26 protein-coding genes are annotated in these 25102 nt (G+C 70.3%); 12 read left to right on the top strand and 14 right to left on the bottom strand.

Annotation, left to right across the window (positions count from 1 at the left end):
* Window positions 1–50: 50 nt before the first annotated feature.
* A complete protein-coding gene (locus BW982_RS02830) occupies window positions 51–917 on the bottom strand; it encodes a PAC2 family protein (RefSeq protein WP_076490562.1) in 867 nt (288 codons plus the stop codon).
* A gap of 98 nt (window positions 918–1015) precedes the next feature.
* Here BW982_RS02830 and BW982_RS02825 point away from each other — a divergent pair, with 98 nt between their 5' ends.
* The 9 genes from BW982_RS02825 to lnt all read left to right on the top strand — a co-directional run bounded on the left by BW982_RS02825 (window position 1016) and on the right by lnt (window position 10945).
* A complete protein-coding gene (locus BW982_RS02825; RefSeq protein ID WP_076490561.1) occupies window positions 1016–1708 on the top strand; it encodes an HAD family hydrolase in 693 nt (230 codons plus the stop codon).
* Window positions 1705–2730 carry a tRNA (adenine-N1)-methyltransferase gene (locus tag BW982_RS02820; RefSeq protein WP_076490560.1) on the top strand — a complete coding sequence of 342 codons (1026 nt, stop codon included), beginning with the start codon at window positions 1705–1707 and terminating at the stop codon, window positions 2728–2730. Before BW982_RS02825 ends, BW982_RS02820 begins: the two co-directional genes overlap by 4 nt.
* A gap of 9 nt (window positions 2731–2739) precedes the next feature.
* Window positions 2740–3687 (top strand): FKBP-type peptidyl-prolyl cis-trans isomerase, encoded by a 948-nt coding sequence (locus BW982_RS02815; protein WP_076490559.1) that lies wholly within the window; start codon window positions 2740–2742, stop codon window positions 3685–3687.
* 26 nt (window positions 3688–3713) lie between these two features.
* Window positions 3714–4706, top strand: coding sequence for a helix-turn-helix transcriptional regulator (locus BW982_RS02810; protein WP_076490558.1), 993 nt, complete (start codon window positions 3714–3716; stop codon window positions 4704–4706).
* Window positions 4703–5686, top strand: a complete 984-nt coding sequence (locus tag BW982_RS02805) for a helix-turn-helix transcriptional regulator (protein WP_076490557.1) — start codon at window positions 4703–4705, stop codon at window positions 5684–5686. The genes BW982_RS02810 and BW982_RS02805 overlap by 4 nt, the downstream gene beginning before the upstream one ends.
* A 79-nt stretch (window positions 5687–5765) precedes the next feature.
* Window positions 5766–6020 (top strand): Sec-independent protein translocase subunit TatA, encoded by a 255-nt coding sequence (gene tatA / locus BW982_RS02800; protein WP_076490556.1) that lies wholly within the window; start codon window positions 5766–5768, stop codon window positions 6018–6020.
* Window positions 6021–6083: 63 nt separating this feature from the next.
* Window positions 6084–6842, top strand: coding sequence for a twin-arginine translocase subunit TatC (tatC, locus tag BW982_RS02795; protein ID WP_076491790.1), 759 nt, complete (start codon window positions 6084–6086; stop codon window positions 6840–6842).
* Window positions 6839–9313 (top strand): DEAD/DEAH box helicase, encoded by a 2475-nt coding sequence (locus BW982_RS02790; protein ID WP_083696487.1) that lies wholly within the window; start codon window positions 6839–6841, stop codon window positions 9311–9313. The genes tatC and BW982_RS02790 overlap by 4 nt, the downstream gene beginning before the upstream one ends.
* A 69-nt stretch (window positions 9314–9382) precedes the next feature.
* Entirely contained in the window at window positions 9383–10945 is a 1563-nt protein-coding gene (gene lnt / locus BW982_RS02785) for an apolipoprotein N-acyltransferase (protein ID WP_076490555.1), read from the top strand.
* Between the two features lie 14 nt (window positions 10946–10959).
* On the opposite strand, the gene BW982_RS02780 is transcribed toward lnt, so the two are convergent.
* From BW982_RS02780 to BW982_RS02765, 4 genes are all read right to left on the bottom strand, one after another.
* Window positions 10960–11328, bottom strand: a complete 369-nt coding sequence (locus BW982_RS02780) for an RNA polymerase-binding protein RbpA (protein WP_076490554.1) — start codon at window positions 11326–11328, stop codon at window positions 10960–10962.
* Between the two features lie 109 nt (window positions 11329–11437).
* Complete coding sequence (locus BW982_RS02775) at window positions 11438–12220, bottom strand: glycerophosphodiester phosphodiesterase family protein (RefSeq protein WP_076490553.1); 783 nt, start codon at window positions 12218–12220, stop codon at window positions 11438–11440.
* Window positions 12217–13206 carry an SPFH domain-containing protein gene (locus BW982_RS02770; protein ID WP_076490552.1) on the bottom strand — a complete coding sequence of 330 codons (990 nt, stop codon included), beginning with the start codon at window positions 13204–13206 and terminating at the stop codon, window positions 12217–12219. The genes BW982_RS02775 and BW982_RS02770 overlap by 4 nt, the downstream gene beginning before the upstream one ends.
* Window positions 13203–13676, bottom strand: coding sequence for an NfeD family protein (locus BW982_RS02765; RefSeq protein WP_076490551.1), 474 nt, complete (start codon window positions 13674–13676; stop codon window positions 13203–13205). Before BW982_RS02765 ends, BW982_RS02770 begins: the two co-directional genes overlap by 4 nt.
* A gap of 177 nt (window positions 13677–13853) precedes the next feature.
* Between BW982_RS02765 and BW982_RS02760 the strand changes: the two genes are divergently transcribed.
* Both BW982_RS02760 and BW982_RS02755 read left to right on the top strand, forming a co-directional pair.
* Window positions 13854–14618 carry an SDR family oxidoreductase gene (locus BW982_RS02760; RefSeq protein ID WP_076490550.1) on the top strand — a complete coding sequence of 255 codons (765 nt, stop codon included), beginning with the start codon at window positions 13854–13856 and terminating at the stop codon, window positions 14616–14618.
* Between the two features lie 2 nt (window positions 14619–14620).
* The gene (locus tag BW982_RS02755; RefSeq protein ID WP_076490549.1) at window positions 14621–16591 is read left to right on the top strand and encodes a S9 family peptidase; all 1971 of its coding nucleotides are present in this window, start codon (window positions 14621–14623) and stop codon (window positions 16589–16591) included.
* 58 nt (window positions 16592–16649) lie between these two features.
* Here BW982_RS02755 and BW982_RS02750 read toward each other — a convergent pair whose 3' ends face one another.
* The 4 genes from BW982_RS02750 to BW982_RS02735 all read right to left on the bottom strand — a co-directional run bounded on the left by BW982_RS02750 (window position 16650) and on the right by BW982_RS02735 (window position 20990).
* Window positions 16650–17201, bottom strand: coding sequence for an HdeD family acid-resistance protein (locus BW982_RS02750; protein WP_076490548.1), 552 nt, complete (start codon window positions 17199–17201; stop codon window positions 16650–16652).
* A 79-nt stretch (window positions 17202–17280) separates the two neighbouring features.
* Entirely contained in the window at window positions 17281–18198 is a 918-nt protein-coding gene (locus BW982_RS02745; RefSeq protein WP_076490547.1) for an AEC family transporter, read from the bottom strand.
* Between the two features lie 63 nt (window positions 18199–18261).
* Window positions 18262–20151, bottom strand: coding sequence for a heavy metal translocating P-type ATPase (locus tag BW982_RS02740; RefSeq protein WP_083696486.1), 1890 nt, complete (start codon window positions 20149–20151; stop codon window positions 18262–18264).
* Window positions 20148–20990 carry a universal stress protein gene (locus BW982_RS02735; protein ID WP_076490546.1) on the bottom strand — a complete coding sequence of 281 codons (843 nt, stop codon included), beginning with the start codon at window positions 20988–20990 and terminating at the stop codon, window positions 20148–20150. Before BW982_RS02735 ends, BW982_RS02740 begins: the two co-directional genes overlap by 4 nt.
* A 396-nt stretch (window positions 20991–21386) precedes the next feature.
* Here BW982_RS02735 and BW982_RS17640 point away from each other — a divergent pair, with 396 nt between their 5' ends.
* Window positions 21387–21704, top strand: a complete 318-nt coding sequence (locus tag BW982_RS17640; protein WP_139327306.1) for a hypothetical protein — start codon at window positions 21387–21389, stop codon at window positions 21702–21704.
* A 53-nt stretch (window positions 21705–21757) separates the two neighbouring features.
* Here the strand turns inward: BW982_RS17640 and BW982_RS02730 are convergent, their stop codons facing one another.
* The 5 genes from BW982_RS02730 to BW982_RS02710 all read right to left on the bottom strand — a co-directional run bounded on the left by BW982_RS02730 (window position 21758) and on the right by BW982_RS02710 (window position 25094).
* Complete coding sequence (locus BW982_RS02730) at window positions 21758–22591, bottom strand: GAF and ANTAR domain-containing protein (protein WP_076490545.1); 834 nt, start codon at window positions 22589–22591, stop codon at window positions 21758–21760.
* A gap of 29 nt (window positions 22592–22620) precedes the next feature.
* Entirely contained in the window at window positions 22621–23256 is a 636-nt protein-coding gene (locus BW982_RS02725) for a GAF and ANTAR domain-containing protein (protein ID WP_076490544.1), read from the bottom strand.
* A 203-nt stretch (window positions 23257–23459) separates the two neighbouring features.
* On the bottom strand, window positions 23460–23645 hold the full coding sequence (locus BW982_RS02720; RefSeq protein WP_139327305.1) for a hypothetical protein: 186 nt from the start codon (window positions 23643–23645) through the stop codon (window positions 23460–23462).
* 73 nt (window positions 23646–23718) lie between these two features.
* Window positions 23719–24300 (bottom strand): DUF6578 domain-containing protein, encoded by a 582-nt coding sequence (locus BW982_RS02715; protein ID WP_076490542.1) that lies wholly within the window; start codon window positions 24298–24300, stop codon window positions 23719–23721.
* A complete protein-coding gene (locus BW982_RS02710) occupies window positions 24288–25094 on the bottom strand; it encodes an SDR family NAD(P)-dependent oxidoreductase (RefSeq protein ID WP_076490541.1) in 807 nt (268 codons plus the stop codon). The genes BW982_RS02715 and BW982_RS02710 overlap by 13 nt, the downstream gene beginning before the upstream one ends.
* Window positions 25095–25102: the final 8 nt, after the last annotated feature.

Here is a 25102-nt window from a genome sequence, read left to right as displayed (position 1 = left end):
CCACACACGACAACGGCGCCGCCCCCTCGGGGACGGCGCCGTTGTCGTACTCAGCGGCGAGGCGGGTCGTCGCGGCCCGGTTTCGTCGGGCCGTCGCCGCCGCGGCGCAGGTAGCGCTCGAACTCCTGCGCGATGGCATCCCCGGACGCCTCGGGCGAATCCCACGTGTCGCGGGTCTGCTCGAGCTGGTGGATGTAATCGCGCATCTCGTCGTCGTCGGCGGCGGCCGCGTCGATGGAGGCCTCCCACGCGATCGCCTCGGCGGCGAGCTCACCCCGCGGCACCGGGATGCCGGACACGGTCTCGAGACGGTCGAGGAGCGCCAGGGTGGCCTTGGGGGACGGCGTGTGGCCTGCCACGTAGTGCGGGACGCTGGCCCAGAGGCTCGCAGTGGGGATGCCGGCGCGTTCGGCCGCATCGCCGAGCGCGCTCAGGATGCCGACCGGTCCCTCGTACAGGCTCCGCTCGAGCCCGAGGGACTGGCGCACCGCGTCGTTGTCGCTGCCCGCGAAGACCGAGATCGGCCGGGTGTGCGGCACGTCGGACATCATGGAGCCCAGCGCGACGAAGCCCGAGACGTCCTCGCGCAGGGCGACGTCGATGAACTCCGCGGCGAAGGCCTGCCAGGCGCGGGCGGGTTCGACCCCCACGAGCAGCCAGATCTCGGGTTCGTCGGTGCGCCCGGCCGGGCGCAGGAGGGTGGCCTCGGGCCAGGTGAGCGTGCGGCGGCCTTCCGCGTCGAGTCCGACCTGCGGGCGCGTGTACTGGTAGTCGAAATACAGCTCCGGATCGACCGAGTGCACGACCTCGTAGTCGCCGCCGGTGCGCAGCATCGACGCCGCGGCCGAGGCCGCCTCTCCGGCGTCGTTCCACCCGTCGAAAGCGGCGACGATGATCCGGCGACCCAGTGCGTCCACGCAACCTCCTCTGCCCCTGCGGGGCTGGATATCCAGGATAGGCGCATGCGCCCGGGCGAGCGCGAGGCCACCGCCGGGGCGCTCGATACGATGGAACGATGACTTCCCCCGCCCCCGCCGCCGTCCTGTGGGACATGGACGGCACCCTGGTCGACACCGAACCCTTCTGGATGGCGGCGGAGACCCCCCTCGTGGAGCGGTTCGGCGGCACGTGGTCCCACGCGCAGGCGCTGGGGATGGTCGGGCTCGCGCTGGAGGACTCCGCCCGCCTGCTGCAGAACGCCGGCGTTCCGTGGGGAGTGGACGAGATCATCGCCCACCTGACCGACGAGGTGCTGCGGCAGCTCGCCGTCGAGGGGGTGCCGTTCCGCCCCGGCGCGCGCGAACTGCTCGCCGACCTGCGCCGCTCCGGTGTGAAGACCGCCCTCGTGACGATGTCGATGCGGCGCATGGCGCTGTCGGTCGTCGAGCTCATCGACTTCCCCGCGTTCGACGTGGTCGTCGCCGGTGACGACGTCACCCGGCCCAAGCCCCACCCCGATCCGTACCTCCAGGCGGCCGACGCCCTCGGGGTCTCGATCGTCGACACCGTCGCGATCGAGGATTCGCCCAACGGCCTGCGCTCGGCCATCGCCAGCGGCGCGGTCACTCTCGGTGTGCCCCTCCTGGTGTCGCTGGACGGCGTGGGCGCCCACGACCTCTGGCCGACCCTGGAGGGCCGCGGCGCCGCGGACCTCGCGGCCCTCCACCTCACCCACGCAGCAGCGACGAACCCGCAGGAGACCCGATGAGCGAGACCCCGCACCTGAGCGGACCCTTCCGGATCGGCGACCGTGTGCAGCTGACCGGACCCAAGGCGCGGATGCACACCATCACGCTCCGTGAGAACGGCGAGCTGCACACGCACAACGGCGTGCTCAAGCACGAGCTCCTCGTCGGGCAGCCCGACGGCAGCGTCGTCACCAACAGCTCCGGCCACGACTACCTGGCGCTCCGCCCGCTCCTGCGCGATTTCGTGATGTCAATGCCTCGGGGAGCGGCCATCGTCTACCCGAAGGATGCGGCCCAGATCCTCTCGCAGGCCGACATCTTCCCGGGCGCCACCGTCGTCGAGGCCGGCGTCGGGTCGGGCGCCCTGTCGCTGTGGCTCCTGCGCGCGATCGGACCGAGCGGCCGCCTGGTGTCGTTCGAGCGCCGCGAGGAGTTCGCCGACGTCGCGCGCGCCAACGTCGAGACCTTCCTGGGCGCGACCCCGTCGACGTGGGAGGTCGTCGTGGGCGACCTCGTCGAGAACCTCCCGGATGCCGTCGCCCCGGCATCCGTCGATCGTGTCGTGCTCGACATGCTCGCGCCGTGGGAGTGCATCGACGCCGCGGCCGACGCGCTCACCCCGGGTGGTGTCGTGCTCTGCTACGTCGCCACCGCCACCCAGCTGAGCCGCGTCGCGGAGTACATCCGCGCGACGGGGCTCTTCACCGACCCGGATGCCTCCGAGACCATGGTCCGCGGCTGGCACGTCGAGGGGCTCGCTGTGCGTCCGGACCACCGGATGGTCGCGCACACGGGCTTCCTGCTCACGGCCCGCCGTCTGGCCCCCGGGGCGGTCCCGCCGGAGGTCAAGCGTCGCGCGTCGAAGTCGAGCTACGGCGACGAAGACGTCGAGCTGTGGACCCCCGGCGCCGTCGGGGACCGCGAGATCACCGACAAGAACCTCCGCAAGCGCGTCCGCGAGGCGCAGAAGGCCGCCGACGGTGTGCGTCGACGCGAGGGCGACCCCGCGGGTGCGACGGAGGCACCCGACGCGACCGCCTAAACTGATCCGGTGCGCAGACTCCCCGCCCTCGTCGCCGTGACCGCCCTGGCCGGAATCGGCCTCGTCGGATGCTCGGCATCCCCCTCCGCGTCCTGCTCCGACCCCACCGACAGCGCGATCGGGGCCGCGGTCCAGGCCGAGGGCGATTTCGGGACGGCACCCACGATCACGGTGCGTTCGCCGTTCCTGCCCGAGCAGTCCGGCACGCAGACACTCATCCAGGGCGACGGCGAGCGGATCACCGCCGACAACCAGCTCGCGCTGGTCGATGTGACGGTGTTCGACGCCACGACGGGCGACAAGCTCGTCGCCACCGGATACAAGTCGGACATCGCCGCGGCGACCCCGCTACCCAAGCTCGCGCAGTCGATCCCGGCCATCGCGCCGCTCCTGCACTGCGTGTCGGAGGGATCGCGTGTCGCGGTGGCCATCCCCGGCTCCGATCTCGGTGCGCAGGGCGCGCAGGCCCTCGGCGTGAACGAGGGCGACGGCGCGGTCTTCGTCTTCGACGTCCGGAAGGTGTTCCTGCCGGCGGCCGACGGTGCCGACCAGTTCAACGCCGATTCCGGAATGCCGTCCGTCGTGCGCGCGCCCGACGGTCAGCCGGGCGTCGTCATCCCCGCCGGGGACGCTCCCACGGAGGCGCGGTCGCAGACCATCAAGAAGGGCACGGGCGAAGAGGTCACCGCCGACTCGTCGGTCGTGATCCATCTCCAGGGGATCGCCTGGGGCGCCTCGACGACTTTCGCGTCCACCTGGGACAACGGCGCGCCCGGGCAGGCCACCGTGTCGAAGCTGCCGCCGGCGCTGGCCTCCGCCCTCGAGGGGCAGACCGTCGGCTCGCAGGTCCTCGTCGTCGTCCCCGCCGACCAGACGCAGCCCGACCAGCAGGCGCTGAAGGCGCCCGCGGACAAGGCCCTCGTGTACGTGGTCGACATCCTCGGCGTCGTCGGCTGACCGACCACCGCGCCTAGGATGGGCGGGTGTCCGCCACCTCGTCCCGACCCGCTCCGGAGGAGCGCCTGGTCAACCTCGTCGTCGCCCTCATGGCGACCGAACAGGGGCTGACGAAGGACACGATCCTGTCGTCGGTCGCGGGCTACCGCGAGCAGTGGGAGGCCGGGGCGTCGAAGGACGCGCTCGAGAAGATGTTCGAGCGCGACAAAGAGAACCTGCGCGGGCTCGGCGTTCCCATCGAGACCATCGGCGACCGTGCCGACCCCGAAGACCTGCGCGAGGCGCGCTATCGGGTGCCGACCGCCGAGTACGCACTCCCCGACGACATCTCCTTCAGCCCCGCCGAGGTCGCGCTGTTGAACATCGCCGGCAGCGTCTGGGGGAGCGAGTCGCTCTCCCTGGACGCGCGCAGCGGATTGCGCAAGATCCGCGCGCTCGGCATCCCCGTCGATGAGCCGATCATCGGCTACGCGCCGCGCATCCGGGCGCGGGATGCCGCGTTCCCCGCGTTGCAGCGCGCGATCGAGCAATGCCGCGTGGTCACGTTCAGCTACCTGCGTCCGGGCGACGCGCGGTCGCGCGAGCGTCGCATCCGTCCGCTGGCGCTCCTGGAGTACGAAGCCCGGTGGCACGTGTTCGGCTTCGATCTGACGATGGATGCCGAGCGCACGTTCCTGCTCTCGCGCATCGTCGGGGACGTCGCGGTGACCCGGGAGCGTTTCGACGAGGCGTTGCGGGTGGGAGCGGGGGAGCGGGCGCTCGCGGGGCTCGAGGCGGTCGCACGGCGGCAGCGGGCGCTGCTGGAGGTCCATCCCGGGACGGAGGCCGCGCTGCGGTTGTCGCGGCGGGCGGAGTCCGCCCCGCAGGGCATCATCGTCCCGTACGTCGACCTGCACGTATTCGCCGACGAGCTCGCGTCCTACGGGCCCGAGGTGCGAGTCGTCGCGCCGGACGACCTCCGCGACCAGGTGATCCGCCGCCTCAGCGCGACGCTCGCGTTGCACGGGGGTGCCGCATGAGTTCCGACCGCGCGCTCCCGGCCCTCGACCGAGCGGCCCTCCTGCTCCAGCTCGTGCCCTACATCATCGGCAAGGGCGAGGTGTCCATCGCCGAGGCCGCGGCCGATTTCGACGTCACCGCCGACCAGATGCGGGCGATGGTCGAGAGACTGACCGTCATCGGACTGCCCGGCGAGGGCGGCTACTGGCAGCTCCCGAACGAACTGTTCGACATCGACTGGGATCTCCTCGACCGGGATGACGTCATCTCGATCACGAACACCGTCGGTCTCGAGCGGTCGCCGCGCCTCACCGCCCGCGAGGCGGCCGCGTTGCTCGCCGGGCTCCAGCTGACCCGCACCCTCCCGGGCGTCGGCGACAGCGCGCTCGTCACGGGCCTGCTCGCCAAGCTGCGGCGCGGTGCCTCGTCGACTCCGCCCGCCGTGATCGTCGCGCCGGGACCGGTCGACGGCGTCCGCGACGTGGTCGACCGTGCGCTCCGGCGGGGAGTGGCGGTCTCGTTCACCTACCGTGCTCCGGGCGCGGAACCCACGATCCGCACCGTCGACCCGATCAAGGTGCACATCGCCGGCGGGCAGTGGTATCTGCAGGGGTGGTGCCACACGCGCGAGGCGGTGCGGACCTTCCATCTCGAACGCGTCGGCGATCCCGAGCTCACCGACATCCCGGCCGTCCATGGCGCCGACCCCGTGCCCGAGCTCTTCGCCCCCTCCGACGACGAGGTGGTCGCCCGCTTCCGGTTCCCCCGCGCGGTGGCGCCGCTGTTGTCGGACTACCTCGAGCGCGCCACGATCGAGGGCGAGGGCGAGGTGGCCGTCGCCTCTCTCCGTCTCGCCGACGAGCAGAGCCTGAAGCGCCTGGCCGCCCGCCGCGGCGGCGAGGTCGAGCTGCTCGAACCGACCGGTGCGCGCACCGCGGCGGCGGCGTGGGCGGCCGCGGGTCTCGCGCAGTACCGCGGCGACGTCTCGCCCGAGGGGTGAACGCGGAGGGTTCTCCGGCCGTCGTCGAGGCGCACGGGCTACACTGGAGGACACGCCCGAACGAGACTGAGGAGTCCTCATGCTAGGCAATCTGAACGGATGGCACCTGCTGATCGTTCTCGCGGTCATCCTGCTGCTGTTCGGTGCCGCGAAGCTCCCCGCCCTGGCCAAGAGCATGGGGCAGTCCGCGCGCGTCTTCCGGAGCGAGATGAAGGAGATGAAGCGCGACGACGAGGTCGCCGCACCGTCTCCCGAGGCTCCCCGCGCCACCGAGGCCGGAACCGCTTCGTCTGTGACGCCCGAGAAGCGGGCGTCGAACGACACCCCCGCGTAGCGCGTGGCCACGGCAGGGCCGCCGCGGATCGACGTGCCGGAAGGACCGCGGCGCGACAAGCGCATGTCGATCGGCGCTCACCTCGTCGAACTTCGCAAGCGGCTGGTGATCGCCGCGCTCGGCCTGGTCGTCGGCATGGTGATCGCGTTCATCATCACCGATCCGGTGATCCAGTTGATCACCGAGCCCATCCGTGTGATCAACGAGCAGCGCGGTGACGCCCAATCGATGCTGAACTTCCCGACGGTGACGTCGGCGTTCGATCTCCGTATCCGGATCGCCTTCACGATCGGCATCTTCCTCTCCGCCCCGGTGTGGATCTGGCAGATCTGGGCGTTCGTCGTGCCGGGTCTCACGCGCAAAGAGATCCGGTACACGGCGAGTTTCGTCGGCGCGGCCATCCCCCTGTTCTTCATCGGCTGCTGGGTCGGACTCCTCATCGTTCCGCACGTGATCGAGCTGATGGCGGGCTTCACCCCCGACGGGGCGGCGAACCTGTTCAGCGCGACCGAGTACTACGACTTCGTCTTCAAGCTCATGCTCGTCATCGGGGTCGCATTCGTGCTGCCTGTGTTCCTGGTCGCGCTCAACGTCGCGGGGGTCCTGACCGGCAAGGCGATCCTCAAGGGGTGGCGCGTCGCGATCATCGTCGCCACCGTGTTCGCCGCCCTGGCGACCCCGGCCGCCGATGTGATCAGCATGGTGATGCTCGCCGGCATCCTGGTCGTGCTCTTCTTCGCCGCCGCGGGAGTATCCCTGCTCTTCGACCGCCGCAAGGCCAAGCGCCTCGACGCGATGGGTCTGCCAAAATCGATCGTGTGAGCGGACTCAGCGCGGCAGATCGATTCGCGCGGGCCTCGGCCCGTGCCCGGCACCCCCTGACCGCCGATTTCGCGGAGTCCCAGCGATTCGACCTGGATCCGTTCCAGATCGCCGGATGCCAGGCCCTCGAGGACGGCAGGAGCGTCCTGGTGGCAGCCCCCACCGGAGCCGGGAAGACGATCGTGGGGGAGTTCGCCATTCACCTGGCGATGCTCGAGCCGGGTGACAAGGCGTTCTACACGACGCCGATCAAGGCGCTGTCGAACCAGAAGTTCCGCGAGCTTCAAGAGGTGTACGGCGACGACGAGGTGGGGCTGCTCACCGGCGACACCAACATCAACGCGTCGGCGCGCGTCGTGGTGATGACCACCGAAGTGCTGCGGAACATGCTCTACGCCGATTCCCCGGCGCTGCGCGGGCTCCGGTTCGTGGTGATGGACGAGGTGCACTATCTCGCCGACCGTTTCCGCGGAGCGGTGTGGGAGGAGGTCATCATCCACCTTCCCCGCTCGGTCCGCCTGGTGTCGCTGTCCGCAACGGTCTCCAACGCCGAGGAATTCGGCGACTGGCTCGACACCGTCCGCGGCGACACCGAGGTCATCGTGTCCGAGACGCGCCCCGTGCCGCTCGAGCAGCACGTCCTCGTCCGCGGAGATCTGCTTCCGCTCTTCGACGACCGCGCCGGAGTCGCCACCGCGCAGGTGAATCAGGAGCTCCTCCGGATCCGCGGGGGTCACGCCGCGACGTTCGAGAGCAACCGACGCGCGCAGGAGTACCGCTCGGCCCGCCACGCGGGCGGTAAGCGTCAGCCGCGGGGAGGCCAGCGACCGTTGCGCGCGGCGCACGCCCCGCGCATCGAACGGATCGATCGCCCGCAGGTCGTCGACCTGCTGCGGCGGAACCACCTGCTCCCCGCGATCTTCTTCATCTTCAGCCGTGCCGGCTGCGACGCCGCCGTGCAGCAGCTGCGACGGGCCGACGTGCGGCTCACTTCGCCGGAGGAGCGCGCCGAGATCCGTCGGGTCGTGGAGGAGCTCACGTTCGCGCTCAAGGACGAAGACCTGGCGGTCCTGCACTTCTGGGAGTGGCGCGAGAACCTCGAGCGGGGCATCGCCGCCCACCATGCCGGCCTTCTCCCGGCGTTCAAAGAGGTCGTCGAGGAGCTTTTCCGTCGCAAGCTCGTCAAGGTGGTCTTCGCGACGGAGACCCTCGCGCTGGGCATCAACATGCCCGCCCGCACCGTGGTGCTGGAGAAGCTCGAGAAGTTCAACGGCGAAGCGAGGGTCGCCATCACCTCGGGGGAGTACACGCAGCTCACCGGCCGGGCGGGTCGTCGAGGCATCGACGTCGAGGGTCACGCGGTCGTGCAGTGGACCGAGGGACTCGAACCGCAGTCCGTCGCCGCTCTCGCGTCGCGCCGCACCTATCCGCTCAATTCCAGCTTCCGGCCGACGTACAACATGGCGGTCAACCTCATCGACCGGTTCGGTCGCGCCCGTGCCCGCGAGATCCTCGAGTCGTCGTTCGCGCAGTTCCAGGCCGACCGCTCGGTCGTCGGACTCGCTCGTCAGGTGAAGGAGGCGGAGGAGTCGCTCTCCGGCTACGAGACGGCGATGACGTGCGATCGCGGCGACTTCCGCGAGTACTCCACGATCCGCCGCGAGCTCTCCGATCTCGAGAAGATCAATCGGCGCGACGCGACGGCTCCGCGTCGCCTGCGCGACGAGCGGCAGCAGCAGATCCAGTCGTTGCGGCGCCGCATGCAGAGGCATCCGTGTCACTCCTGCCCCGATCGCGAGGCTCACGCCCGCTGGGCCGAGCGGTACTGGAAGCTCAAGCGTTCCACCGACAAGACGCGGCAGCAGATCGACCAGCGCACCGGAACGGTGGCGCGCGTGTTCGACCGCGTCGTCGACGTCCTGGCCGCCCTGGAGTACGTCGAGATCGACGCCGACGGGGCCACGACGCTCACGCCCGCCGGACGCACCATGCGCCGCATCTACGGCGAGCGTGATCTGCTCGTGGCCGAGTCGCTCCGCCAGGGTCTGTGGAGCGCCCTCGACGCACCGTCGCTCGCCGCCCTCGCGTGCTGCCTCGTCTACGAACCGCGTCGCGACGAGGCGGGTCCGGGGGAGCGGGGCCTGCCGCGCGGACCCTTCCGTGCGGCCCTGGATGCCACGCAGACGCTGTGGCAGGAACTCGACGACCTCGAACGCGACCATCGTCTCCCGGGGTCGGAGACGCCCGCGTCGGGCCTCGCTCCGGCCATGCACGGCTGGGCCCGCGGGCTGCCTTTGGACAGCGTGCTGACGCTCGCCGACATGGCGGCCGGAGACTTCGTGCGGTGGGCGAAGCAGACGATCGATCTGCTCGACCAGATCTCGCTCGTCGCCGAGCCGAAGCTCGCGAAGACGGCGCGGACGGCGCTGGATTCGGTGCGGCGCGGAATCGTCGCCTACACCTCGGCGTAGCGGGATCCCTCCCCGGCGGCGTCGCCCGACCGCGCCGAGGTCACCGGCCCCGCCGCTTAGGCTGGACGGGTGCCCCTCGCCGACGCGCCGCGACCGATCCTCCGCCTCGCCTTCGCCGCGCCGCTCTCGACGGCCGCGGGCCTGCTCCTGGTCGCCGCGTTCCCCGCCCCGGCTCTCTGGCCCGTGGCGTTCCCGGCGGTGGCGATGGCGCTGACCGCCCTCGCCGGTCGACGCGTGTGGTCGGCCGCGCTCGTCGGCTTCCTCTTCGGCGCCGCGTTCTTCTCGGTCAACCTCCTTTTCACCGCGCGGTATCTCGGTCCGATTCCGTGGATCGCCCTGTCGGTGCTCGAGTCGTTGCTGACGGCCGCGTTCGCCGTCCCGATCGCGCTGGCGTACCGATGGATGCCGCGGATCGCGCCGGGGCCGTGGGGGCGCCTCGTGCTGCTGCCGACGCTGGTGGCGGCCCTGTGGACCCTCCGGGAGCAGATCGTCGGCTCGTGGCCGTACGGCGGTTTCCCGTGGGGGCGCATCGGGGTGTCGCAGGTGAACGGGCCGTTCGCGGAGGTCGCGTCGTGGGTCGGGATGTCGGGGCTCAGTTTCCTCGTCGTCCTGTTCTGCGCGATGGCCGTCGAATACGTCCGAGTCGCCCGGTTCCGCCGCCTGCTCACCGCTGTACCCGCGGCACTCGTGCTCGGAATCCTCGTGGCGCTGCCGCAGTTCCCGACCACCGCGGTGGGTTCGATGCGCGTCGGCGCGGTCCAGGGCAACGGCCCGGCGGGCTACTTCGACCAGCGCGAGCGCAACGCGGTGCTGAACGCGCAGCTGGCGGCATCCGCCCCTCTCTTCGGCCAGGACATGGACGTGCTGCTGTGGCCGGAGGGCGGCGTCGATTCGGATCCGACCCGCAACCAGACCACCGCGGGCGTTCTCGACGAGCTGTCCCGACGCGTCGACGCGCCGCTCCTGGTCTCGGCGGTGACCGAGCGCGGGCCGCGCCTGTACAACTCGGCCCTGTTGTGGACCGCGGATGGCGGGCCGCAGCAGACCTACGACAAGCGCAACCCGGTGCCCTTCGGCGAGTACGTGCCCGACCGGGCCTTCTGGGAGCCGTTCGCCCCCGACCTGATCGGACTCATCGGCCGCGAGTACACCCCGGGCACGGCCAGTCCCGTGTTCGACGTGAACGGGGTGGGCGTGGGGCTCGCGATCTGCTTCGACGTCATCTACGACGACGTGGTGTGGGACGGGGCGGATCAGGGGGCCGAGGTGTTCATGTTCCAGACCAACAACGCCGACTTCCGCGGGACCGACGAGAACCTGCAGCAGCTCGCGTTCGCGCGGATGCGCGCCATCGAGACGGGGCGATCGGTCGTGAACCTGTCGACCGTGGGCACGAGTCAGATCATCGCGCCCGATGGGGCGACCCTCGACCAGCTGCCCGTCGACACGGCCGGACACATGCTGACCGACGTGCCGCTGCGGACGGGCCTCACCCCCGCCGTGGTCATCGGCCCGGCGATCAAGATCGTCCTGGGCTGGGGGAGTCTCGTCGTCCTCATCGCCGCGGGTGTCGGCGTGCTGGTGCGCGGGCGCACGAACAAGACGCCGGCTCCCGAGGGAACCGGCGTCTGAATCCGTGATCCGCGTTACGCGCTGATCTTCTGATCTCCGCCGCGGCGGGCCCGCAGGAACGCGAGGCGCTCTTCCAGGAGCTCTTCGAGCTCGGGGATCGTGCGACGCTCCAGGAGCATGTCCCAGTGCGTGCGGGGCGCCTTGTCGTCGCTGTGGTCAACGGTGGCGGTCCCGTCGCCGATGCGCAGCAGCGCCTCGGCACCGCACGTGCGGCACTCCCACGCCGGGGGAACCTCGGCATCGGCGGCGAAGGTGAGCACCGTCTCGCGCCCGCAGGTGCTGCAGGCGTAGGTGTGCTGGGCTCGGTCGTGGAAAACGACCCCGTCTTCGCTCTGAAGGCTCTGTGCGCCGAGTCGGATGCCTCGAAGACTGCGATCTGCCATTGTGTGGTCCTCTCGTCGGTCCCCATGTATAACGGCCGCACCTGTGCGCTTTATTCGAACGGGGGGCTGCGCGACGAGATTCACAGAGGATGCTCAGGCCATCGTGTGTTCAGCGCTCGTTCACCACGGCGAGCGCGACGTCCGCGCGGTCGGTGACGAGTCCGTCGACACCCAGATCGAGCAGTCGCTGCATGTCTTCCGGGTCGTTCACCGTCCAGACGTGAACCTCCACGCCGGCCGCGTGCGCGGCGTCGACGAGCCCGCGGGTGACGATGCGCACGGGGCCCTGGCGCTCGGGGATCTGGAGCGCGTCGAGATCCGTCAGCAGACGCCGTACCGTGGCGCGGAGCCCGAGTCTCCGGGCGGCCACCAGTCGCGCGACGGTCGACGATCCGGGAGACGTCGCGGGCCGGAGGGCGGCGCCCGCCGTCCGGGCGGCCGCGAGCGCTGCGCGCCGTCGGTCGTCGGAGAAGCTCGTCACGAGCACGCGCTCGGCGTGCGGGGCGACCAGGCGTCCGACGGGCTCGGCGGCGGCTTCGGCCTTGACGTCGAGATTGAACCGGACGTCGGGGAACGCCTCGAGGGCCTGCGGCAGGGTCACGAGGCCCCCGCGGCCGGCCATGAGGTCTTCGAGTTCGGGGAGGCGGACGTCGGCGATCTTGCGGGGGTCTCCCGTGACACGGCTCAGATCGTCGTCGTGGAAGAGGATGACGACGCCGTCGGCGGTGAGGTGGCAGTCGGACTCCACGTACGCGACGCCCGCGGCGTGCGCCGCGGCGACGGCGGCGAAGGAGTTCTCGACGGCGCCGTGGGCCGCGTCGTCCGCGGTCACGAGTCCGCGGTGCGCGAGCACGCGCGGCGGCGCGGGGGAGAGGTACGGGTGGCGCGTCATGACTCGGCGGGGGCGGCGGCGCCGCGCTCGTCGGTCACCACGGACGGGGCGGTCGGAGTCGTCGCGGCCGCCCCCGCTTCCGCGTCCCCGGCCGCGCGCGGTCCGAACGCGCCCGAGATTCCCTTCAACGCCTCGGTGAACTCGCTCGGGATGATCCACAGTTTGCTGGAGGCGCTGTCACTGATCTTCGGCAGCGTCTGGAGGTACTGGTACGCCAGAAGCTTGTCGTCGGGCCGACCTTCGTGGATCGCCGAGAACACGGCGTGGATGGCCTGGGCCTCGCCGTCCGCGCGGAGGACCGCGGCCTGCTTGTCGCCCTCGGCCTGCAGGATGGCCGCCTGTCGGCGCCCCTCCGCTTCGAGGATCTGGGACTGCTTCGAGCCTTCGGCGGTGAGGATGGCGGCGCGCCGGTCGCGCTCCGCGCGCATCTGCTTCTCCATCGAGTCCTGGATGGAGACGGGCGGGTCGATGGCTTTGAGCTCGACGCGGCCGACCCGGATGCCCCACTTGCCGGTGGCTTCGTCGAGCACCACCCTCAACTGCCCGTTGATGTTGTCGCGGCTGGTCAGCGCCTCTTCGAGGTTCAGGCCGCCCACGACGTTGCGCAGGGTCGTGGTCGTGAGCTGTTCGACGGCACCCAGGTAGTTGGCGATCTCGTACGTCGCCGCTCGGGCGTCGGTGACCTGGAAGTAGACGACCGTGTCGATCGAGACCACGAGGTTGTCCTCGGTGATCACGGGTTGAGGAGGGAACGACACGACCTGCTCGCGCATGTCGATGAGCGGTCGCACGCGATCGACGAAGGGCACCACGATGTTGAGACCCGGTAGGAGCGTCTTGTGGTACCGGCCGAGGCGGTCGACCACGCCCGCACGGGCCTGCGGGATGATGCGGATCGCCCGGAAGACCGTGACGATCGCCAGGATGGCGACGGTGATCGCGAGAGCCCAGCCGATGGCGGCGGGGATCAGATTCTCGGCGTTCATGGTGTGTTCTCCTGCCCTCGGGCACGGACGACGGCGGTGGCGCCGTCGATGCGGGCGACCTCGACGCGCGCGCCGGGGTCGAGGTGCGCGTCGCCGTCGCTGCGCGCGGTCCAGACGTCGCCGTTGGCGAGCTTCACCTGTCCGGCGACCCGCGAGACGGTGATCAGCACTTCGCCCTCGAGGCCCAGGAGCGCCTCGACGTTCGAGGGGCGGGTGTCCGCGGATCGCTGCAGCCGATGCAGCATCCGGGGCCGCAGGAACACCACGAGAGCGATGGCCGCCATCGCGGCGATGATCACCTGCAGCCACAGCGGTGCGCCCCCGAGGTCGGCGACGAGTCCGACGATGCCGCCGAGGGCCAGCATGAGGAAGGTCAGCTCGACCGTGAGCATCTCGATGACGAGGAAGACCAGGATCAGCACGAGCCAGAGGATCCAGGCGAACGTGTCGATGGTGGAGAGAACGTCCATATCGCACCTCCTGTGCCCGAACGTAGCACGCGCGTACCACGGCGAGGCCGGATGCCGCCGACCGTTCGGACGGCGTCCTCCTCGGGCTGCCGGCATCCCGGTCGGTAGGCTGGACTCTTGTCGTGTCCGCCCACGTCGTGGTGGGCGGCATCCGATCTCGAACCATCAGGAGTTCCCGTGTCCCAGACCCTCCCGTCCGGCTCCCTGAGCGGCAAGACCGCGCTCGTCACCGGCTCGTCGCGCGGCATCGGCGCCGACACGGTCCGCTACTTGGCCGAGGCCGGCGCGAACGTCGTCATCAACTTCCGCAACAAGGCCCCCCGCGCGGAGAAGCTCGCGGCGCAGCTGCGCGAGCTGGGCGTCGAGGCCCTCGTCGTCGGCGCCGACCTCACCGACCCGGCGTCGGTGCAGGCGATGTTCGACGAGGTGGAGCGCACGTTCGGCGGTCTCGACGTGCTGGTGCTCAACGCCTCGGGCGGTATGGAGTCGGGAATGGCCGAGGACTACGCGCTGAAGCTCAACCGCGACGCGCAGGTCAACGTGCTCGAGTCGGCACTGCCGATCCTGCGCGAGGGTGCCCGCGTCGTGTTCGTCACGAGCCACCAGGCCCACTTCATCCGCACGACGCCGACGATGCCCGAGTACGAGCCCGTCGCGCTGTCCAAGCGCGCCGGCGAGGACGCCCTGCGCGAGCGCATCCCCGCCCTCGAGGAGCGGGGCATCGGCTTCACCGTCGTGTCCGGCGACATGATCGAGGGCACCATCACGGCGACGCTGCTCGAGCGCGCCAACCCCGGCGCCATCGCCGCGCGGCGCGAGGACGCCGGGAAGCTCTACAACGTCGCCGAGTTCGCCGCGGAGGTCGCCCGCGCGGCGCTCGACCCGGTGCCCGCCGATCACACGCGCCTCGTCGGGGACACGGACTCCTTCGGGGGCGAGTGAGCATGCGTGCCCACGACATCGAGAGCCTCGTGTCGGTCGGGCGCCCTGCGCTCTCGTCCGACGGCGCGTTCAGCGTCTACGCGACGTCCCGCCCCGACCTCGGGGCGGACCGCTCCGTGGGCCAGCTGTGGCGGATCGACCTCCCGGACGGCACGCCGCGCCGCCTCACCCGCGGTGTCGCCGACCGCGCGCCGCGGCTGTCGCCCGACGATTCCACGATCGCGTTCCTGCGTTCCGACGCGCGGGGACGCGCGCAGGTCTTCGTCGTCCCGGCCGCGGGCGGAGAGCCCGTGCAGGTCACCGACCAGGCCGGGGGAGTGACCGATCTGTCCTGGTCGCCCGACGGTGCGCGGCTGGCGTTCACCGCCCGGATCGTCGAGCCCGGTCGTTACGGCACGGTGGAGGGCCGGGATGCCGGTGCCGAGCCGCCGCGCCGGATCACCGGCATCCGGTGGCACGCGAACGGCCACGGCTACCTGGATCGTCCCGCGCACCTGTTCGTCGTGGACGCACCGGCCGCGGACGCCGAGCCGTTCTACGAGCCCGCGCCCGATGTCGTCACGGCCGAGAAACGGATCGTCGCGTCCGTGCCGCACCAGCTCACGGACGGCGCGACGAGCTGGTCGGGCGTGGCTTGGACGGCGGACGGGCGGGAGCTGCTGAGTGTGCCCGACGTGATCGAGGACCGCGTCGCCGACCTGCGGTCGCGGGTCGTCGCGGTGTCGGTCGACGGGGGAGCCGAGCGCGAGCTGCTGGGGGCCGCGGCGCACCTCTCGATCGACGAGGTGGCGGTCGCGCCCGACGGCGCGATCTTCCTGCGCGGCAACGACGTGGGCGAGTCCGGCGTCGATTTCGTGGCGCCGGGCACGGCCGTGTGGGTGCTCGAGGCCGACGGTCCGCGCGCTCTCACCGACCCCGAGACGATCGACCTCGGCGAGGTCGGCTCCCACCTGTCGTTCCCGGGCGACGACGTGCTCGTGCAGGACCGCACGCGCGGACGTCTGCGTCTGCTGCGCGTCACGCGCGGCGGGGAGATCACCGAGCTCCTCGGCGGTGATGTGGAGGTCACCGGACACGCGGCCGGCGGCGGGCGGATCGTCGCCGCCGTCGCTGCCCCGGAATCGTTCGGCGAGCTCGTCCTCGTCGACGACGACGCGCGGCACACTCTCACCGACCACGGTGCGGCGGCGCGCGAGCGCGGCATCGTGGTCCCGGAAGAGCGCGAGATCGCCGGTCGCGACGGGTACCCGGTCCACGGCTGGGTCGCCGTCCCCGAGGGCGAGGGACCGTTCCCGGTGATCCTGCAGATCCACGGCGGACCGTACGCGTCGTACGGCGTGCACCTCTTCGACGAGACGCAGGTGCTCGTGGATGCCGGCTACGCCGTCGTCTACAGCAACCCGCGGGGGAGTGCCGGATACGGCCGCGCGCACGGCCGCTCGATCCGTCAGGCGATGGGCACGCTCGACTACTTCGACGTCATCGACTTCTTCGACGGCGTCGTCGCCTCCGACCCGCGCCTCGACGCTGAGCGCGTCGGCGTCCAGGGCGGGTCGTACGGCGGATACATGACGGCGTGGATCATCGCGCACGACCACCGGTTCGCCGGCGCGATCGTCGAGCGCGGGTTCCTCGATCCCACCGCGTTCCCGGGGTCGAGCGACATCGGCTCGTTCTTCGGGCAGGAGTACGTGGGCACGGATCCCGCGCGGATCGCCGCGCAGAGCCCGATGGCGCGGGTCGACGATGTGCGCACGCCCACCCTCGTGCTGCACTCGGAGCTCGACTACCGCTGCCCGCTGGAACAGGCGACGCGCTACTACGCGGCGCTGAAGCGCAACGGGGTCGAGGCCGAGATGCTCGTCTTCCCCGGCGAGGACCACGAACTCACCCGCGCGGGCCGTCCACGTCACCGCGTGCAGCGGTTCGACGCGGTCCTCGACTGGTGGGCGCGACACCTTCCCGTCGCCTGACGGACGCGAGAAGGGGCCGGGATGCCATGGCATCCCGGCCCCTTCGTCGTTCGATGTCTCAGGCGGTCTTGCCGAACTGGATCGCCCGGACGATCTGGAACACGCCCAGGACGATGAGCGAGGCGCCGATGAGGATGAACAGCGTGACCGCACCGAGCAGCGGCGAGAACAGCAGCACGACGCCGGCGAGGATGCTGATGATCGCGAAGAAGATCGTCCATCCGCGTCCCGAGCCGTGGCTGAGGGTCGTGAGCGAGACGACGCCCTCGATGATCCACAGGATGCCGACGAGGGTGCCCACGAAGACGCCGAACCACACGGTGGTGGCGGCGAGGTTCGCGAACGAGAAGATGCCCGCGACGATGAAGAGCAGACCGAGCACGATGTAGCCGATCCGGGCCCAGCCTGCGCGGAAGAAGATGCCGATCCCGATGTTGATCAGACCGGCGATGATGACGTAGACGGCGATGATGGCGACGGCGACCTGGGCGGTGCGCCCGGGCCAGAGCAGGATCAGCAGACCCACGATCAGCGAGATCGCACCGCTGACGGCCAGGGCCGTGCGCACGGCGCGCAGTGCGGGAGTGCCGGACGAGGTGGAGGTGGACATGGCGAGCCTTTCCTGTGTGAACGCTGAGAGCTTCAAGCCTCACCCTAGACCCTGGAGTGAATGTTGTGGGGGAGCGGTCTCAGCCCAGTAACAGGGCGACTCCGAACAGCATAGGGAGACACCCGAGGGTGGAGATGAACACGACGTCGCGGGCCAGGATCTCGCCGACCCCGTAGCGCTGCGCGAAGTTGAAGACGTTCTGCGCCGTCGGGAGCGCGGCCAGCGTCACGACGATCAGGACCTGATCCGCCGGCAACGCGAACGCCAGCGCCACGACCCACGCGACCGCCGGCATCACGACGAGCTTGAGGATCGACGCGATGACCACGTCGACCCGGCGACCCGGCTCGGTCAGCACACGCTGCCCGTACAGCGACATCCCGTACGACATGAGCAGGATCGGCACGCACGCCGCGGCGAAGAACGCGAGCGGGTCCATCACGATCGACGGGAGATGGATGCCGAGCACCGCCACGAGCACACCGAGCGCCGACCCGATGAGCATGGGGTTCTTCGCCGTCTGCGTGAGGATGCGTCGCGGGGAACGCGAGCCGGAGGTCGCGGCATCCAGGATGCCGAGGGCGATGGGCATGAGCACCAGCAGCTGGAACAGGATGACGGGCGCCGAGTAGGCCGCATCGCCCAGCATGTAGAGCGAGATCGGGATGCCGATGTTGTTGCTGTTCACCTGGCCCGCCGACAGCGAGCCGATGACCGTCTCGGCCGTGCGGCGGCGGAGGACGAACCGGGACACCAGCGCGTAGCCGAGGATGATGACCGCCGCGGTGATCATCGACACCGGCAGCAGCGCCGAGAACAGCGTCGTGACGTCGGCGCGTGCCAGCACGACGAACAGCAGGAACGGCGACAGCACGAAGAACGTCAGGCGACTGAGCACCGGGCGGGCGTGCGGCCCGAGCAGATCGATGCGCGCGATGACGTAGCCGACGACCACGGCGAGTCCGATGACGGTGAAGCCTGTGAGGATGCCGCTCACGCGAGCACTCCCGGGCAGGCCCGCGCGTCGCGGGGGCGACGTCGCGATTCCATCGAGGCGAGCCTACTCGTGCGAGGCGCGCGGCCCCTCTCCGCCCGGGGGGACCGCGGTGCGGAGCGCCCAGAGGATGGTCGAGAGATCCACGACCTCTTGCAGCCAGGCGCCGGCGAGGGCGGGGAGCAGGCCGAACGCGGCGATCATCATCAGCACGACGCTCATCGCCACGCCGAGCACGATGCTCTGCCGGGCGACCGTGACGGTCCGTACGGCGTACCGGCGCGCGCGGACGACGTCGGCGATGTCGTCGCGGAGGAGGACGATGTCGGCCGCCTCGCTGGCCAGCGTCGCGCGACGACCGCCGAGCGCGATGCCGACGTCCGCGCTCGCGAGGACGGGGGCGTCGTTGATCCCGTCGCCCACCATCACCGCGGGGCGATCCGTCTGAGCGCGAACCAGTGCGACCTTCTCCTCGGGCGTGCAGGGTGCGTGGACCAGGGCGATGCCGATCTCGTCCGCGACGCGCCGGGCGGTGTCCGCATCGTCCCCGCTGAGCATGAGCACGCGCTGACCCATCTCCTCCCGGAGCGTGCGGACGGTGTCGCGTGCGCCCGGGCGCGGCGGATCCGCGAGGACGATCTCGTCGACAGGGCCGTCGTCGACCCGCACGAACACGACCGACCGTCCCTCCGTGGGGGCGCTGTCGTCCGCGCCGGTGGGCGCTCCGCGCCGCACGAAGGGTGCGCGGCCCAGGACGACGTGATGCCCCTCGACCATGGCATCCACTCCGGCTCCGGGGGTCTCCGTCGCCGCGCTCGGGGTGGGGTGCTGCGACGCCGCCCGCCGGAGTGCCTCGGCGTAGACGTGGGAGGAGACGCTGTCGGCCGCGGCCGCGAGCATCAGCAGCCGCTCCGGCGCCACGGCGGACCGGGAGCGCACGTCGACGACCGACGCGGATCCGGAGGTGAGGGTTCCGGTCTTGTCGAAGGCGATGGTGCGCGAGCGCGACAGCATCTCCAGCGCCGCACCGCTGCGGACGATGATCCTCTCCCGCGCGGCGCGGCTGATCCCGCCGGCGAACGCGACCGGGGCCGCGATGATCAACGGGCAGGGGGTGGCGACGACCAGCACGGCGACGGCGCGTGCCCAGTCGCCGCTGAGCGCGCCGGCGGCCGCGGAGATGGCCAGCGCGGCGAGGGTGAACGGCCCGGCGACGCGATCGGCCAGCCGCACCGTCGGTGCTTTGGCATTCGCGGCGTGGGCGACGAGCTCGACGATGCGCTGGTACTGGCTGTCGGCTTCGACGCGGACAGCCCGCATCCGCGCGAGGCCGGACAGGTTCACCGCCCCGGAGGCGATCGTCTGATCGCGTGTCGCCTCGACGGGGAGGCTCTCGCCCGTCAGCGAGGACTCGTCGAGCGTCGCCGTTTCGTCCAGGAGCACGGCGTCGACCGGGACGACCTCGCCCTGACGCACCAGGACGATGTCGCCGACGCGGACCGACGCGATGCGGACCTCCTCGGGCGCACCGTCCGCGCCGACGACGAGTGCCCGCGTGGGAACGGTCGAGAGCAGGTGCCGCAGGTCTTTGCGGGCACGCCAGTTCGCGTACTTCTCCAGGCCTTCGCCCGTCGCGAGCATGAGCCCGACGATGAACGCGGCCCACACCTCGGATGCCAGGAGCGCCGCCACGATCGCGACGGTCGCGAGGATGTCGACCCCGAACTGCCGCCGGGCCAGACGCCGGACCGACTCGATGCCCGACAGCGCGGCCAGAGTCACCGCGTACGTCGCGGCGCACGCCTGCGCGACATCGGGCCGCCCGCACAGCCACGCCGTGACGACCAGGACGACGCTCGACAGTGCGAGGAGGAGCTTCGGAGGAAGAACGCCGCGCTGCGGTGTGCCGCCGACGGAACTCTGCGGACGGGGGAGGACGTATGCCGATGGGGTCATACCGGGGCGGTGACGCCCGCCGGTGCGGCAGGGGCGGGCGCGTCCAGGGGAGTGAGGGACTCGGGCGGCACGACGCACAGGGGAGCGGCCATGGCTCCGACGAGGTACCACGCGACGGTGCCGAGCAGACCGCCCGCGAGGGCACCGTGGTGATGGCTGCCGATGACGACGAGGGATGCCTCCCGCGCCAGCGATTCCAGGACGAGGGCCGGGTCGTCGGCCATCAGGACGTGCTCGACGTGCAGCCCGGGATACGTGCGCGCGACGGCGAGGATCGCGCGGTCCACCACCGCCCGGTGCTCGGCTTCGTTCCGCGGGCCGAGCGGGGCCACCGTCCACGCGTGGACGATCAGCAGCGTGCGCTTCGTCCGCGCGGCCTCGGATGCCGCGAAGCGCAGCGCCGCGTCCGCGGAGCCGTCGCCGTCGTACCCGACGACGACCGGTCCGGGGCGGTCGTGCCACCCGGCCGGGACGATGCAGGACGGCACCGCAGATCGGACGCTCACACGGAGCGGAACCCAGCCCTTGAGCATGGAGCGGACCGGCGCGTACAGGTGCGACCCGATGACCACCAGATCGGCGACGCGGTCGCTGTCGAGCAAGGTCTCCGGCATCCATCCGCGGAGGACCCGTGTCTCGACGGTCGCGGACGTCGCCCGGCGGCGGAGCAGGTCGGCGCCGTGCTGCGCGACGCGCTGCAGCTCGCGTTCGGACTCGAAGTACTCGGCGACGGTGGTCAGCGTCACGTGCGACGGCACGTGCCGGGCGCGTTCCGCGACCCACTCCAGTGCTGCGATGGACGCTTCGCTGCCTTCGAAACCCAACAGCACGTGTTCCACGGTGATCCTCCTCGACGCGATGCGGATCCGGTCGCATGACCCTCACGTGGAACGTACGTCGCTGCCGTCGGCGCGATCGGGACCTTCGTCCTGTGGGGGAGGTCGGTGCTCTCACCCCCCCTGAGCGACGGGCAACCACCCGTGTCAGGTCGTCGGAGTTGGGCCTGCTGCACCGGTAGGTGACGGTCTCTCGTCACGCCGCGAGGGCGACTTCGGTGTTCACTAAACGCATGATTCGGCCGTACCACTTTCGCTCGGCACGTTTTTGCGGTTCGCTAGGCGCCCTAAGGTGTCGGCGTCCAGTGCGGGGAGATGCTGCGACCGCTGAAGGGGAATCAGCTCGATGCCGCTCCGCAACCGTCGTGAGCGACCGAGCCCGCGACCGGAGGTTGAAAGATGACAACCGAGTACCCCACCGTCACCGCTGAACAATTCGAGGCGGCCTGCGAACGCGCGGCCGAAGCTCTCGCGCTGTACGTCGACGCCCGCAACCGAGCTCGGCTCGCTGAGCAAGAACTGGCGGAGTTGAAGCTGCGCAACGCTGCCGCTCGTGCCGTCGATCTGCGTGACCAGTGGCAAGGAGCCGAGGCAGACGTGGGTTCGTTGCGGTGCAACGATGACGGCGACGGTTCTCTCCCTTGCGTGGCAAGAATCGGTCACTCCGGAGAACACGACCGCCCGAGCGAGGGGCCTCCGAAACGGTTCGCCGTCTGATGTAGGCGATCACGCGGGCGGGTGCCGTCCCGATCGACGCGGGAGGCGCTCCGTCATCCCTCTGTCGCGTCGTCCGGACGATTCTTCGGCGGCTCGGAGAGCGCCTGATCATTCCATGCCTGCTGTTGTTCCATGAGACGGCGGGCTTGGCCGCCCACTTGCCGTCCCGTGGGGCGACCTACGGTCGCATCGTTGACGACGCGACGCGCCACATCGGAGAGCTTCTCCTGATTGCTGCGGGCGCGCTCGCGGAGCAGCGAGAACGCCGCATCCATATCGATGTTATGAACGTGGGACAATATTCCCTTGGCTTGTTCGATGACCACGCGGCTGTTGAGAGCATGCTGCAGCTGTTGCCGGGCGAGATCCGCTTCTCGGAACGCCCGTTCATGCAGAATCCCGATTGTCGCAATATCGGCTAGGCCGCGAGCGGCCAGCGCGTCGTCGGGAGTCAACGCGTCCGGCTGATCACCGAAGAGATTCAGGGAGCCGATGACGTCCTCGCGCAGACGGAGGGGGATGGCATGCATCCATCGGTAGCCGAGTTCCCCGGCAGCTCCCGCGAATCTCGGCCACCGTTCCCGTATCCCGGCGATGTCGCTGACCGTGACGGGCTCGCCGAGGCGGTACGCGTCGAGACAGGGCCCCTGGTCTTCACTCAGCTGGAGGAGGCTGATCAGCTGGCTGCGCTCACTGGTGGAGGCGACGACCTCCAGCGTCCCATCCGCATCCGGGATGAGGATGCCCACGTCAGCGACATTGAGGGTGTCTGCGCACCGGGTCACGAGTCGGTGAAGAAGGTCCACGATGTCGTAGCCGGTGACCATCGTGTCAGCGAGTTCGACGAACGTCTCGACCAGCTCTTTCTCTCGCGATACATCCGTCATAGGGGCAATGTACTTTCATTCACGTCGGACTATGCCGAAAAGTCGATGTCGCGTCGGATGATGGCCTCCACCACATCGGGGATCGACGTACCGGATGCGAAAGCGTGAGCCCGGATCACGACCATCGCATCGTCGGACGGTACCCCGAGCTGCGCCATCACCATCCCCGTCGCCTGATGGAGGAATCGCCTCGGTGAGCGTACGGCCACAGGCGAGTCCACCTCGCTGAGAACGTGGTCCACTACGCGGACCGCGGCAACATCGGCCATCGCCCACGCATTCTGCACCTCGTGCGGACCCAGAGCATGTGTCGTCGTCGCGTACAAGTCCACTACCCCCACATCGATCGCACCCACCGCCATCGGGAACGCGTAGGTCGAACGAACCCCATGAGACTCGGCCGCCGTCAGCAGCGCCGGCCAGGACAGCTGGGACGCTTGCCGCAAGTCATGCACCAAGACCGGTGCCCCCGCCGCCTTGGCCTCCCAACAGGGACCCGCCCCGAAGTCGAGCTGCGTCTGCTCGAGCTCGGCGGCGACCGCGTCGCTCACGCTCACGATGTCCAGCTCGAACGGGTCTCCCAGAGTCGAAATTGCCGCGTGGCGTATCGGCAGCTTCGACACGAACCATTCGCACAGGGACGGAAAAGTGGGAAATTCCAACATGATGCTCCTGACCTAGGGACAAGTCAGCGGCCTAGGTCTAGGGGACGCCGCTTCCCACTGTAGAGCCCTTTCTCGTCAGCGCTCATCACGGTGCGACTCAGGTGGTTCGTTAGCCGATAATGCACATTATGTCAGTTACGAGGCGAAGGCCCTCCTGACGGACGGAGCTCGCGTCGGGCGCGCGACATCGACCCCACGGACGATCAGCTCTCCAGGAGTGACCATACGGACCCCGGCGCGTCGGACTCGCGCTCAAGAATGACGTACTCGGTCTGAGGGTGGTTCGAGATCCAGCGCCGTGCCTCCTCGAGCGACATCGTCTCGTCCGTCACCTCGTCCCCGTTCTTCTCCGACCATGAGTTTGCGAACTGAACGCGGTAGTCCTTCATGCGCTCACGGTATCCCGGGACCCGGATCATCAGTGGCCACGCAGCGTCTCCGCCCTTCGTCGTCTTCTTGTTCTCACGGCTCCGACGCGACGTCGACCACCCACGCGACCACCGAGGTCGTGCGCCGTTCGAGCGGAGGTTCCGATTCCTCGACGGACGCAGCGTTCGCGTTCGACGACCTCGAGGGAACGCGATCCCGCGGGACGAGAGTGACCGCGCCCGGAACCGGCACGCTCTCGATCATCCACTTCGTCGGGCGCGAACCGATCATGAAGCCGTTGCCGAGGTCTCGCCCTTGGAACGGCCAGTCCTCCCCCTCCGCGGGCATCTCGGCATCCGGAGGCGCACCGAAGCCCGGTCGGCGGAGGTGCCGCGTTGCGAGGTGTTCCTGAACGACCGCGTGGATGCCGCGCACCCGACCTCGCACACGGTCCTCCGGGGTGGATGGTGTCTCCTGGTGGTGGGATTCGATCGCGTCGACGGTCGCCGCCAGTTCGAGGCCCACACTCTCGACGAAAGCGGCCGACGGTGTGCGGGTGAGGAGAAGCAGATCGACCTCGTCGCCGATCCCGAACGGCTCGCCGCAGCATTCCCACTCCCACGTCTCGAGCCAGACGCGGGTGACGTCGGACGAGCGGGCGGTCAGCGGATCCACTCGGACGTCACACCGAGCACGCGCGACCCGTCCAGGTCGCCGAGCGAGAGGCCGGCGAACCGGACCGCGGCCTCCGACGTCTGCCAGCGGAACTTCGGGGTCTCGGTGGTCGCGGCCTCCACGACGGTCTTCGCGGCATCCTCGGCCGCCTGCGCCTGAGCGAACGACGCGGTCGTCCGCTGGATGTAGGCGTCGAGCTGCGCCTGGTACGGCCCGCCGTCGTAACGGTCCACGGATGCCGTGAACGACGACGCCACGGCCGCGGGCTCGACGATGGCGACATCGATGCCGAACGGCGCGACGACCGGCGCGAGCGACTGCATCAGGCCCTCGACGGCGAACTTCGCGCCGCAGTAGGCGTCGGCGAAGGGCTGGCCCACCGCTCCCCCGACGCTGGTGACCGTCACGATGCGGCCGTGGCCGCGCTCGCGCATGCCGGGCAGCACCAGTCGCGTGAGTCGGGCGACCGAGAGGTAGTTGGTGTCGAGCTGCGCCTGGAGGTCGGCATCCGAGAGCTGTTCGAGGGTGCCCACGGCGCCGCGCCCGGCGTTGTTGACGAGGACGTCGACGACACCCAGGTCGGCGATGAGGGCCGCCGCGGCGTCGGCGTCGGTGACCTCGAGCGCGCGGATGTCGAGCGAGACGCCGGCGCGGTCGGCGGCGTCGCGGAGCGCATCGGCGCGTGAGGTGTCGCGCACGGTGGCGACGACGGAGAGGCCGGCCTGGGCGAGGCCGATGGCGGTGTGCAGGCCGATACCGCTGGATGTACCGGTGACGAGAGCGATGCGGGTCATGGCACGAA

Origin of the sequence: Microbacterium sp. RURRCA19A, from assembly GCF_900156455.1 — a bacterium.
Taxonomy (GTDB): Bacteria; Actinomycetota; Actinomycetes; order Actinomycetales; family Microbacteriaceae; genus Microbacterium.
Note: the sequence above shows the minus strand (reverse complement) of the source record. Positions and strands in the feature narration are given on the sequence as shown.

Excerpts from the sequence above, each read along its gene's own strand:
- BW982_RS02825 (WP_076490561.1), top strand. The coding sequence starts at position 1,016 with ATGACTTCCCCCGCCCCCGCCGCCGTCCTGTGGGACATGGACGGCACC.
- BW982_RS02820 (WP_076490560.1), top strand. The coding sequence starts at position 1,705 with ATGAGCGAGACCCCGCACCTGAGCGGACCCTTCCGGATCGGCGACCGT.
- BW982_RS02805 (WP_076490557.1), top strand. The coding sequence starts at position 4,703 with ATGAGTTCCGACCGCGCGCTCCCGGCCCTCGACCGAGCGGCCCTCCTG.
- tatA (WP_076490556.1), top strand. The coding sequence starts at position 5,766 with ATGCTAGGCAATCTGAACGGATGGCACCTGCTGATCGTTCTCGCGGTC.
- tatC (WP_076491790.1), top strand. The coding sequence starts at position 6,084 with ATGTCGATCGGCGCTCACCTCGTCGAACTTCGCAAGCGGCTGGTGATC.
- BW982_RS02780 (WP_076490554.1), bottom strand. The coding sequence starts at position 11,328 with ATGGCAGATCGCAGTCTTCGAGGCATCCGACTCGGCGCACAGAGCCTT.
- BW982_RS02775 (WP_076490553.1), bottom strand. The coding sequence starts at position 12,220 with ATGACGCGCCACCCGTACCTCTCCCCCGCGCCGCCGCGCGTGCTCGCG.
- BW982_RS02770 (WP_076490552.1), bottom strand. The coding sequence starts at position 13,206 with ATGAACGCCGAGAATCTGATCCCCGCCGCCATCGGCTGGGCTCTCGCG.
- BW982_RS02765 (WP_076490551.1), bottom strand. The coding sequence starts at position 13,676 with ATGGACGTTCTCTCCACCATCGACACGTTCGCCTGGATCCTCTGGCTC.
- BW982_RS02755 (WP_076490549.1), top strand. The coding sequence starts at position 14,621 with ATGCGTGCCCACGACATCGAGAGCCTCGTGTCGGTCGGGCGCCCTGCG.
- BW982_RS02750 (WP_076490548.1), bottom strand. The coding sequence starts at position 17,201 with ATGTCCACCTCCACCTCGTCCGGCACTCCCGCACTGCGCGCCGTGCGC.
- BW982_RS02740 (WP_083696486.1), bottom strand. The coding sequence starts at position 20,151 with ATGACCCCATCGGCATACGTCCTCCCCCGTCCGCAGAGTTCCGTCGGC.
- BW982_RS17640 (WP_139327306.1), top strand. The coding sequence starts at position 21,387 with ATGACAACCGAGTACCCCACCGTCACCGCTGAACAATTCGAGGCGGCC.
- BW982_RS02730 (WP_076490545.1), bottom strand. The coding sequence starts at position 22,591 with ATGACGGATGTATCGCGAGAGAAAGAGCTGGTCGAGACGTTCGTCGAA.
- BW982_RS02725 (WP_076490544.1), bottom strand. The coding sequence starts at position 23,256 with ATGTTGGAATTTCCCACTTTTCCGTCCCTGTGCGAATGGTTCGTGTCG.
- BW982_RS02720 (WP_139327305.1), bottom strand. The coding sequence starts at position 23,645 with ATGAAGGACTACCGCGTTCAGTTCGCAAACTCATGGTCGGAGAAGAAC.
- BW982_RS02710 (WP_076490541.1), bottom strand. The coding sequence starts at position 25,094 with ATGACCCGCATCGCTCTCGTCACCGGTACATCCAGCGGTATCGGCCTG.